Annotated in this window: 10 protein-coding genes; 3 read left to right on the top strand and 7 right to left on the bottom strand. The window is 35.7% G+C overall.

Features of this window, described 5'->3' with window-relative positions; all coding sequences use genetic code 11:
- Positions 1-195: 195 nt before the first annotated feature.
- The gene (locus tag ACILQF_RS06530) at positions 196-471 is read right to left on the bottom strand and encodes a hypothetical protein (protein WP_395626611.1); all 276 of its coding nucleotides are present in this window, start codon (positions 469-471) and stop codon (positions 196-198) included.
- Between the two features lie 304 nt (positions 472-775).
- A complete protein-coding gene (locus ACILQF_RS06525) occupies positions 776-1,114 on the bottom strand; it encodes an MmcQ/YjbR family DNA-binding protein (RefSeq protein WP_395626610.1) in 339 nt (112 codons plus the stop codon).
- A gap of 107 nt (positions 1,115-1,221) precedes the next feature.
- Here ACILQF_RS06525 and pepT point away from each other — a divergent pair, with 107 nt between their 5' ends.
- The 3 genes from pepT (at position 1,222) to ACILQF_RS06510 (ending at position 6,426) form a co-directional block, all read left to right on the top strand.
- Positions 1,222-2,475 carry a peptidase T gene (gene pepT, locus ACILQF_RS06520; RefSeq protein ID WP_395626609.1) on the top strand — a complete coding sequence of 418 codons (1,254 nt, stop codon included), beginning with the start codon at positions 1,222-1,224 and terminating at the stop codon, positions 2,473-2,475.
- A gap of 198 nt (positions 2,476-2,673) precedes the next feature.
- A complete protein-coding gene (locus ACILQF_RS06515) occupies positions 2,674-3,504 on the top strand; it encodes a hypothetical protein (RefSeq protein ID WP_395626608.1) in 831 nt (276 codons plus the stop codon).
- A 72-nt stretch (positions 3,505-3,576) separates the two neighbouring features.
- Positions 3,577-6,426 (top strand): outer membrane beta-barrel protein, encoded by a 2,850-nt coding sequence (locus ACILQF_RS06510; protein ID WP_395626607.1) that lies wholly within the window; start codon positions 3,577-3,579, stop codon positions 6,424-6,426.
- Between the two features lie 389 nt (positions 6,427-6,815).
- Here the strand turns inward: ACILQF_RS06510 and ACILQF_RS06505 are convergent, their stop codons facing one another.
- From ACILQF_RS06505 to ACILQF_RS06485, 5 genes are all read right to left on the bottom strand, one after another.
- Positions 6,816-7,724: a DUF5777 family beta-barrel protein gene (locus tag ACILQF_RS06505; protein ID WP_395626606.1), complete on the bottom strand. Its 909-nt coding sequence runs from the start codon at positions 7,722-7,724 to the stop codon at positions 6,816-6,818.
- 29 nt (positions 7,725-7,753) lie between these two features.
- Positions 7,754-8,314 carry a YceI family protein gene (locus ACILQF_RS06500; RefSeq protein ID WP_395626605.1) on the bottom strand — a complete coding sequence of 187 codons (561 nt, stop codon included), beginning with the start codon at positions 8,312-8,314 and terminating at the stop codon, positions 7,754-7,756.
- On the bottom strand, positions 8,311-8,769 hold the full coding sequence (locus ACILQF_RS06495; RefSeq protein WP_395626604.1) for a hypothetical protein: 459 nt from the start codon (positions 8,767-8,769) through the stop codon (positions 8,311-8,313). The genes ACILQF_RS06500 and ACILQF_RS06495 overlap by 4 nt, the downstream gene beginning before the upstream one ends.
- A 10-nt stretch (positions 8,770-8,779) precedes the next feature.
- Positions 8,780-9,157, bottom strand: coding sequence for a hypothetical protein (locus ACILQF_RS06490; RefSeq protein ID WP_395626603.1), 378 nt, complete (start codon positions 9,155-9,157; stop codon positions 8,780-8,782).
- Positions 9,158-9,160: 3 nt separating this feature from the next.
- The coding region (locus tag ACILQF_RS06485; protein ID WP_395626602.1) for a c-type cytochrome domain-containing protein at positions 9,161-9,826 on the bottom strand (666 nt) is incomplete at its 5' end.

The raw sequence follows: 9,826 nt of genomic DNA, 5'->3' as shown, positions 1-9,826 counted from the left end.
ACAAGCCTAGCTTTCGCAGAACCTTTCATAGCATCAGACGCAGCGGTGGTTGTTATTCGATTGTTGTTTATTGTTTTTTAAAGGTTCTCATGGTCTCGGCGAAGAGCCTCGGCATGTTTACTTTTTCATCCAGGAAAAAGTGAATAGGCCCCCCGCGGCTATGAGCGGGAAAAGTCATTAAAACTCCAATTTCTCTTATAAAACCCGAATCAAAAAAAAATGAATTCTCTTTCTTTTGAAGTCCAAAAGAAACAAAAGCCCTTTTTTTCCTCCAAGGCAGCCGGCGCATACCAACCGCACACAAAAACCAAAAGCACACAGGCTGCGTTTTACGGAAGAGTAAAACAATGCCCCTCCCAAACCCACAAAGCCTTCTTTCGCCTTTTGTTTAACAGCTGCTGAGGGAAAAAGCATGATGCCTAGAATCACACTAGATTTGATATTAGTTTTTAAAAATGATAAAAAAAACAAAAAAAATTATTTAGCAGAATCTCCTAGCAAGCCCCTTTCTTCCACCTTGAATGGTGTGGCAGGCATAGTCTAGGCCAAAGCATTGACATTAATAACATCAGGTGCAGCAGCAGCATTTATTCGATTGTTGTTTATTGTTTTTTTAAGGCTCTCCTGGTCTCGGCGAAGAGCCTCGCCTTGATTTCTTTTCTGCTGAAGGAAAAGAAAAAAGAATCATTAAGTTTTAGAATATTTAAAATTTATATAATTGAAAATCAAGTGTTTCCCAATCCAACAATAAATTAAGGTTTTGTAAGTCCTTCTATTAAAAGCGCCTATTTTTCGGTAGTTTATCGATAATTAAATCATAAGAATGGTCTATCATATCTATTAATTGTCTGTCACTAAGGCTTCCATTCATAAAAACGGTATTCCAATGCTTTTTATTCGAATGCCACCCAGGTTGTACATCTTCAAATTCTTCTCGGAGCAAAACAGCCCTTTCGGGATCACATTTCACATTAAATCGGTCGGGTTTATCTAAACCACATAACAAAAAGATCTTTCCCCCCACCTTAAATACGAGTGTATCGTCCCCAAAAGGAAAGGTTTCTTCCACATATTCTTTTGAAAGACAATAATCTCTTAAACTTTCAATGTTCATTTGGCAATATTATTGTAATGCTGACATTAAGCTTGTTTGGCTTGTACAAATTAATTATGCAGGATGTTTTATTAATTTTGCGAGCATAATTCTAAATCTAAATAAAAATGAGTGCTTCCGAAAATATAAATAAAACGCTTACAGATCGCTTTTTGAGATATACGGCAATTGATACCCAATCGGATCCAAATTCTGAAACTTTTCCATCAACAGAAAAACAAAAGAATTTAGGCAGGGTGTTGGTCGCAGAACTACTCGAAATGGGTCTCACTGATTCGCATTTAGATGATTATGGATATGTTTATGCAAGTATCCCCAGTAATTCAGATAAGAATGTGCCCGTTATCTGTTTCTGCTCGCATATGGATACCTCCCCTGATTGTTCGGGTGAACATGTAAAAGCCATCATTCATAAAAACTATCAGGGTGAAGACTTAATATTACCGGATGATCACACACAAATTATTCGTTTGAAAGATCATTCCGATTTAAAAAATCAAATTGGAAAGGACCTTATTACAGCTAGCGGATTAACCTTATTGGGCGCCGATAATAAAGCAGGACTTGCTGAAATTATGGAAGCAGCTAAATTTTTAATGAATCATCCAGAGTTAAAACACGGAGAAATAAAGATTTTATTCACTCCGGATGAAGAAATTGGACGTGGAGTAGATCATGTTGACATCAAAAAATTAGGAGCAGATTTCGCCTATACCATCGACGGAGAAAACCTTGGCACCATTGAAAATGAAACTTTTTCGGCCGATGGGGTCAAGGTAATTATACAAGGCATAAGTGCACACCCTGGCTTTGCAAAAAACAAAATGGAAAGCGCAATTAAAATTGCAGCAAGCATTGTTTCTCAATTACCAAAAGATAAATTATCGCCCGAAAGCACCTCAGATTTAGCTGGTTTTATACATCCGGTTTCAATTAATGGTGGAGTGGAACAGGCCAGTATTGAGTTCATTATTCGTGATTTTAATACCGATAGCTTAAAAGAACACGAACAATTTCTTGAGCAAATAGTAAAACAGGTTCTGAAAGATTATCCTAATTCGAGCTATGAATTTATTGTTGAAGAACAATACCGTAATATGAAAATGATCCTTGATCAACATCCCAATTTAACTCAACTGGCAATAGAAGCTATTGAACGAGCCGGATTGAAAGCAAAACTTCAAAGAATTAGAGGGGGCACTGATGGCTCACGACTATCATTCATGGGTTTACCATGCCCAAATATTTTTGCTGGGGAGCATGCTTTTCACAGCAAACAAGAATGGGTATCCGTACAAGATATGGAAAAGGCAATTGAAACGATTGTAAACCTCGCATTAATTTGGGAAGAGAGGAGTTAAAGGATTATTCTCCCTTTATAACATGAATCTTACCAAAATTTCATGAAAAGGAGTAAATACTAAGGTATATTTGCAAATTGAACGAAAACCAATTGCAAAAAAATCAATTTTCTTGCCCTAAAATTTACATTTTCTATTGTAACGAAATGCTTACAAAATTTATTTAAACCTTGTCGAGCGATATAGTCTAAATCCATTATGAAGATAAAAGTCAACTTTCTTTTTATTCCTATCATTATTATATTTTTTGTGATTCCATCAAAAGCATGGTCGCAGAAGAAAGCAGAAATTATTAAAACTAGGTGGGCTGAAAAATCGATTGAGGTTAATGGAATACTTTCAGATTGGAAAGATAGTCTTGACTTATATAATGCAGATACAAAACTTTTTTACAGCATTGCAAATGATCATGAAAACATTTATTTAGCAGTAAAAAATAGCTCAGAAGATAATTTAACGAAAATATTAGCTCGCGGCATCAGTTTTACTGTAAATTTTGAAAACACTAAAAAAATTGCGCCAACAGTAACTTTCCCGGTGCTCGACCGCACGCCGGGGAAAAAGCAAGTAGAAATAGAGCAGCCTGAAGCAAAAGAAATTCAAAGACGAATTATTTCAAAAATCAAAGAAATAAAAGTGGAAGGTTTTAAAGAGCTAGTAGATGGTGGAATATCTTTATACAATACTTATGGCATAAAAGCTGCAATGTCATTTGATGAAAAAAATAACATGATACAGGAGATAGCCATTCCTTTACGTTTACTTGGAATTGAATCTGGAAGTACGGAGCTCATTACCTATCGAATACGAATTAATGGGTTTCAGGGATCAGCAAGTATTCAGCAAAGAGATATGAATGATTACGATGACCTTTATGGTGGCACTTATGGAGATCGATTCAACCGACGCTCTGGCCGTAATTATAATGGAATGTATGGAGGAATGCCAAGAAGAAATTACCTAAGCACAAACACTACAAATAGTACAGAATTTTTTATAAAAAGCGCACTCGCTGCAAAACAAAATTAAAAATTACCTTATCCAAATGCAGAAAATTGGCATTCGGAGCAAAAACCAATTATGAAAAGAATATTAATAAATATGAAAAAAATATTACCCCTAATGATCAGTTTATTGATCAGTTACAGTGCTATGGCACAAACAAGCCGCGACGTTAGTGGGGTAGTAAAAGATACTACCGGAACAAGCGTTATTGCAGCTACTGTAAAGTTTATTGCCGGAAAAGATACCATTTTTACACGTACAGATATTGACGGTAAATTTGCTTTCAAGAATATTAAATCCTCCACTTTTCTACTCACAGTTTCTAGTTTAGGTTATCAGGCCTTAAATAAACGTTTTTTGTACAAGGATGGAGAAACCGCCTTAATACTGGAGCCCATTGTTTTAAAGTCTGAAAATAGAATGCTTGGCGAGGTCATTATTTCCGGTACTGGATCTATAACTATTAAAGAAGATACTATTACTTATAAAGCCTCCGATTATGCTTTACGTGAAAATGCTCTTGCGGAAGACTTATTGAAAAAATTACCCGGTGTTGAGGTCGATAAAGACGGAAATGTAACTGCGCAGGGCAAGGCAATTACTAGGGTTAGGGTTAATGGAAAGGATTTTTTTGGTGGTGACGTAAAAACTGCGACCCAACAATTACCTGCATCCATACTTGAGTCGGCACAAATTATTGACGACTATGGCGATCAAGCAAACCTAACTGGCATAAGAAATGGAGATCCTGAAAAAATCTTAAATTTTACAATCAGAGCGGATAAGAATAAGGGCTATTTCGCCAACGGAACTATTGGTGGTGGCGATAAAGACCGCTACCAAGGTTCAATAACGGCAAACATTTATAACGATACTGAGCAATTTTCCGTAATCGGTAACCTCAACAATACCAATAGCTCTGTTTTTAGTTTTGGTGGTGGTGGATTTGGTGGTGGCGGTGGTGGCGCACGTGTTCAATCCGTTGGTGGCGGTGGTGGTGGTGGAACGCGTTTCACAGGCGGTGGTGGCGGTAGTTTCCAAGGTGGCGGAGGTAGCGATGGTTTAACAAATGTTGGATCAATTGGCTTAAACTACCGTAAAGATTATGGGAAAAAGCTTAGTTCTTACGGTAATTACAGTTATTCTAACCGTGATAATGATGTGTTTAGCAATCAGCTTCAACAAAACAATTTCCTAAACTCGCTTATTTCAACCGATCAAAATTCAGCAAACAATAAAATCAATGAGAATCATCGATTCAGCTGGAACCTTGAGTACAAACCAGATACTATAAACTTCATTAAATTTACTCCCTCATTTAGTTATGGTGGAACAACAGATTTTGGAAACACCAATTATATACAAAGCGAAAATGATATTTTAACTTCTGATGGTATTTCTAAAAATAATACTGTTTCTAAAAATCCAAATTTCGGTGCTAATATCTTGTTCAATCATCGCCTTCAGAAAAAAGGTCGGAATATATCTTTATTAGTGTCTGCAAATAATTCAAGGACAAAACAAGAAGATGATCAATTGACGGATTATATCAATTATATCGCTTCCGGAGGAAGTAATCCGGTTTACAGAAATCAGGAACTATATGATAATAATAGAAATTCTAATTTCAATGCCAATCTATCCTATAATGAGCCTCTGAGTGCTACAAGCAATTTAGAATTTAACTACAATCATAGTACAACAAACTATAAAACAGACCGTGATACTTACGATATAAGTTCTGCAGGTGTATCATCTTTCAATACCATATTAAGTAATGAATTTAATTACTCGTTTAGCACTAATCGTTTCGGGATAAATTATCGTGTCAATCAAAAGAAGTTTAATTATTCATTCGGAATAAGCGCACAACCCAATGTTTTAGAAGGAAGCTCCGTAGTAATGGGGGTTAAAACACCAAACCGAAATACTGGATTTAACTTTGTCCCTTCCGCACGATACTCTTATAATTTCTCAAGGACTAAAGCATTTAACGTAAATTATTTTGGTAGAGCAAACGAGCCTACCTACATTCAATTACAACCAACGCCAGATATCTCTAATCCTCAATATCCAGTTTATGGTAATCCAAACTTGGCCGCTGAATTTTCACATGCCTTAAGTTTTAGATACAATAATTTTAATTTTAATTCGGGCGACGTGTTATTCATTAACTTATCAGGAAACCTAACCGAAAACAAAATCGTTTCCAATATTGTACGTAAAATGGATCCAATTGTAGGATTAGTGCAAGAATCAAGATATTTAAATACAGATGGATTCTTTACTTCAACTGCCTATTATAGTTATTCTAAACCATTCCAAGAGAAAAAATACGTGTTCTCTTTCAATGGATCTGCAAACTATATCAATAATATTTCCTTTACTGATAATGTGAAAAATACCGGTAAGAACTGGATTTTCTCTCAAGGATTGAATATGCAAGTCAATCCCAACAAAAACTTAGAGTTTAACCCGGGTGTGAGATATAGTTTTAATAGCAATACAAATGATGCCATCACAAATAATAATACCGAGGTATCAACTTATTCTTTAAATTTTAATACTAGAATTTACTTTCTTAAAACGTGGCTTATTGGATCTGATTTAAGTAAATCCTACAACAATGGTTATAGTAGCTCTTTAGCGGTAAACCCCTTCATAATCAATACCTATCTTGAAAAGCAATTTTTCAAAGATAAGCGCGCATCACTCCGCTTACAAGGTTTCGACTTGCTAGATGAAAATACTAGTGTTTCACGTTCTGTTACAGGAAACGTAATTACCGACAGCCAAAGCAACCGTTTATCAAGGTATGTGATGCTAAGCTTTACTATGAGACTTCAAAAATTTAGTGGCAAACAACAACAGCCACAGCAAATGATGGGTCCTGGTATGTATAACAGATCTGGAGGTGGTATGGAAAGAAGTATAATTGTTAATTAATCTTCCCAAGATCTCAAAATATAGCCGCTTCTGAGAAGAAAGCGGCTTTTTTATTGGCAATAAAAATAAACGATTTTATTTACTGGATATAAATTGTATTATCATTAGCAATTATGGACACAAGAAAGTCCATCTAAAGGAGAATAACAACGCAGCTATAATTTAGGCTATCACAATCATTCGATGGATAAATACAATCGGTCAAAATTAAGGGACAGTTAATCTTTATGTTTCGATTCGATAGCTAAAGCTTGACGCCATTTTTAGCTATTATAAAAGGACCCTTTATGTGTAAATTGAGGCTTATAATGATCTGAATAATTTGAAAACAATTGTTAATCACAGAAATAATCTACTATATGATTAACAATTGTTTCAATTTTTAAATATTATTTTTCAGCGCTTTCCTTCTGCTTTTTAATCTGAAACATTCGCGACAAATTAAAACCAAATCTAATCTCCGCTTTATCCCAACTACCAGTAGTTTCGGTAATAAATGCTCTTTCATTCATGCCGGTAGAATTGGAAAAGTGTAATTGAAAAACATGTCCTCCAGTTTCAATATCTAAACCAAATGATAAAGGATCTTTATATAAATTCTTATCAATACCGGAAATAACATAGGTATAATCAAAGGTTAGAGCCATGCGTTTCGAAACTTTTACTCGGCCACCTAAAGAAGATGCAAAAACATCATTAGGGATAGATTGAGATGCTACAAGGTTATTATGAACCATTGTGGGACTTAGTTGAAGGCTGAAATTTTGATTGAATTTCCGACCAATAATAACTTGGGTATAATAGGCAAGTCTGGATGTAAAATAATTTTTTCTAGCTGGATCTGACCAAGGAAGGGTATTCAAAGTTGTTCCTGCAGAAATAGCAATGGTAGCCGGAAAGTTATTTAATCCTGTAGATTGCCTAATGGGTGCATATTTAATAAACGCATCAAGCTCCTTTTTATAGGTACTACGTCCAATACCTACCATCAAATTTTGCATGATACCGAAATCGAGCGCCATTCTCATGCTAGCTTGATCCAATCCGAAAAAATTACCCATACCCTCACTAATCTGACCAAAACGATGGAGAATAATAAAATCCATGGTGCCTGGAGAAAGAAACTCCATCGATTGACTATTAATAACGCGTGTTGATTTGAAGGCATTTTTGGTAATCTCCCTTTGGGGCTTTTCCTCACCCAGTAAATTCAACAAATCTTCATCCTGAGCACTTGCAGTATTCCATGATGTCAGAATCAATAGGAACACAAATATTATAGTATTAATTTTTTTCATAATAGATTTAGATTGATTGCTGTAAAACACTAATTATTAAGAACTTGTAAGGTACAGTCTACCTTAATGGTTGCATTTTTCCCAACTTTATCGCCCACCAAACGGGGCACAAGAACTTGGTAATCAGCAAGTAAAATAGAGAAATTAGCTGCAACAGAAATTTTGCCGTTGTTCACTGTTAGCTTGCCCTTTGTTTCAAGTGCTTTGGTAATGCCATGCATCAGCATTTGTCCCTTTACTGAAACATCATAAGTCCCATTTTTACCATAATTAATTGAGGATGGATTGCTAATTTGTCCTTTGAAAATTGACTTCGGAAACTTTTCACTCTCCAAATAGTTCTCATGAAAATGCTCGCGCATTAAAGCCTGCTCAAACTCGAATCCCTGCATCAAAACAGAAAATTGAATATTTCCAGTCTTAGTATCAAGTACGCAAGCTAGCGACTTATTTATTGCGCTTACCTTTTCAGGAGAGGTTGAAGTTGTTGCATCAAAAATTATTGTTCCATTTTTTGTAAAATATTTATCCTGAGCGAAGCCTACATTGATAAACAAAAACGCGATTATTAATAGAATTAGTTTTTTCATTTTTGGTTGGTTTTTATTATTATACTTCGATTAAGTACCACATCAGCACCTAATCCTAAATCATCGGGATTAAACCCTGTGCATTCACCCCTTAGTTCAATATTGACACCTATTGGGAGCGCCTTAACATCTACAGAACCGCTATTATCCATACTACACCTAACAGACGACATAGAAGAATTATCTCCTAAAACAAGCGTGTGAAAGCCTTTTTCGTCAGTTTCAACAGACTTTAAATTGCCACTAAGCAAAATAATTTTGCCAAGATATTTTTGGTTGGCCTTTGCGGAATTGCCTTCATATTCGGACAATAGATTAGCTGCTTCGATCTTAAAATCTTCTTGACTATTGGCCATTGATGGACTCTTTCTATTAATTTCTGATGAAATATAGAAGTAGGCACCTAAAGCAAGGACAAGAAGAAATATAATCAGTACTATTTTTTTGATTTTCATACCAATATGTTTAATTATTTAGACTACCCGCATCAATCCACTTTTTAACTTTAGAAATTTGACAATCAGTCATTTTATTTTGGCCCTTAGGCATTGGTGAATAAGCGGCTGCATGACTAATCGATCCATATAGAGACCCATTTAAAGCCATTGCTTTATCTGTGGCATAAGTGCCCATTACAATCCCACCACCAGAAGTTGCTGTGCCACCATGACAACTATAACAATATTGCTGTAATAATGGAACCACCGAAGCGGTATAGGTTACTGGAGTAGTAGTATCACAAATACCAGAGGATGGATATAATTGATCCTCTTTGTCATAATAACATGCACTGAAGAAAAAGAGTAGGATTGAAAAGCTAATTAATATATTTTTTGTTTTCATGTGTTAATTGTTTAAAGATCCTGCAGCTACCCACTTTTGAATTTGAGCAATTTCACAATCAGGTAATTTGGCGGTTTGGGGCATTTTAGAAAATCCACTTGCCCATGAAATGGATCCAACTAGCTTTCCACTCAAAGCAGAAGCCTTTATAGCTGTGTAAGTTGAAAGATCTATTCCTCCTCCTAAAGATGATGGATTATGACAGCCCTGGCATTTATTCTGAATGATCACTTTTACGGCTGTACTGAATTTAATATCAGCAGAATCGCAACTACTACAACCATTATTCTTTGCCCCCTGATTAATCCATGTTCTAACTTTAGTTAATTGATCAGCCGTAAAAGCTGGCATTGGTGGAGGTGGCATACGATCCCTATCTGTTCGAACCATAGATTTATATAAACTACTTTTAGAAGCATTACCTGCCACAACCTCTCTCATAACTCCATTATAAGTAGTAAGATTAATTCCCTCTTCTCGGGTTATGGCATCATGACAACCAGCCATAGCACAGTTTGATATAAGAAGTGGCTTAATGGTATTAACAAAATATACTGAATCTGTGCTGCAAGCAATAGAAATAGCCGGTGGCACAGTGTCAATCTCGGAAATAGCTGGAACCTCATGCTTACAAGCTGTAAAAGCAAGCACTATCCCTACAATTAGTAA

The organism is Daejeonella sp. (genome assembly GCF_044232565.1).
Classification (GTDB): Bacteria; Bacteroidota; Bacteroidia; order Sphingobacteriales; family Sphingobacteriaceae; genus Daejeonella.
This window is presented reverse-complemented; position numbering and strand designations above follow the sequence as displayed.

What these genes read in the sequence shown, in the direction of transcription:
- ACILQF_RS06525 (WP_395626610.1), bottom strand. Translation starts at nt 1,114, where the DNA reads ATGAACATTGAAAGTTTAAGAGATTATTGTCTTTCAAAAGAATATGTG.
- pepT (WP_395626609.1), top strand. Translation starts at nt 1,222, where the DNA reads ATGAGTGCTTCCGAAAATATAAATAAAACGCTTACAGATCGCTTTTTG.
- ACILQF_RS06515 (WP_395626608.1), top strand. Translation starts at nt 2,674, where the DNA reads ATGAAGATAAAAGTCAACTTTCTTTTTATTCCTATCATTATTATATTT.
- ACILQF_RS06510 (WP_395626607.1), top strand. Translation starts at nt 3,577, where the DNA reads ATGAAAAAAATATTACCCCTAATGATCAGTTTATTGATCAGTTACAGT.
- ACILQF_RS06505 (WP_395626606.1), bottom strand. Translation starts at nt 7,724, where the DNA reads ATGAAAAAAATTAATACTATAATATTTGTGTTCCTATTGATTCTGACA.
- ACILQF_RS06500 (WP_395626605.1), bottom strand. Translation starts at nt 8,314, where the DNA reads ATGAAAAAACTAATTCTATTAATAATCGCGTTTTTGTTTATCAATGTA.
- ACILQF_RS06495 (WP_395626604.1), bottom strand. Translation starts at nt 8,769, where the DNA reads ATGAAAATCAAAAAAATAGTACTGATTATATTTCTTCTTGTCCTTGCT.
- ACILQF_RS06490 (WP_395626603.1), bottom strand. Translation starts at nt 9,157, where the DNA reads ATGAAAACAAAAAATATATTAATTAGCTTTTCAATCCTACTCTTTTTC.